Here is a 513-nt window from a genome sequence, read left to right as displayed (position 1 = left end):
CCCCTGAGCCACAGCGCCCTGCCCACCCCCGTTCCCCAATGCTCGGCCAGCACATACACCGCTTGCACTTCACCGGTTACGCCTGGATCAGCATCCTCATCACGACTCGAGCTGACAACAATCCAGCCCACCACACGCCCCTCGACCTGCGCGACAAACACAGCTTCGCTCCCCTGCTCAATCGACTGCCGCCAAAAGGCTTCACGCCGAGGCTGCGTCGCCTCCAGCGAAGCCAGGTAATCCGCCGGCATCAGTTCACGATAAGCCTGCTGCCAACTGCGAATATGCACCCAGGCAATATCACCTGCGTCCTCGATACGTGCTGCCCGAATCATCCAATTCCCTCTGCGCGTTTTGCATAAATCGCCGAGCCCGCCTGGGGCGACAGCCTGCGATAAACCAGCCCCGACAAGGCGCACAGCAATCCGGCACCCGCCATGATCCAGGCGATATCACTCTGCTCGACCGTGGCATGCCCGCGCACGGCCATGATCAAACCGAGCAGCCCCGCCG

The 513-nt window shown here is 62.4% G+C and carries 1 protein-coding gene and 1 pseudogene; both read right to left on the bottom strand.

The features are described 5' to 3' along the window. Positions 1–335: GNAT family N-acetyltransferase (locus tag HX873_RS31515; RefSeq protein ID WP_177123879.1), on the bottom strand; the 335-nt coding region annotated here is incomplete at its 3' end. Next, positions 332–513: pseudogene (locus HX873_RS31510) on the bottom strand (MFS transporter); the annotation flags it as partial. The pseudogene HX873_RS31510 and the gene HX873_RS31515, both read right to left, overlap by 4 nt.

This window comes from Pseudomonas sp. P7758 (assembly GCF_013386485.1).
Classification (GTDB): domain Bacteria; phylum Pseudomonadota; class Gammaproteobacteria; order Pseudomonadales; family Pseudomonadaceae; genus Aquipseudomonas.
The sequence above is the reverse complement of the archived record's forward strand: the minus strand, read 5'-3'. Positions and strand labels throughout refer to the sequence as shown.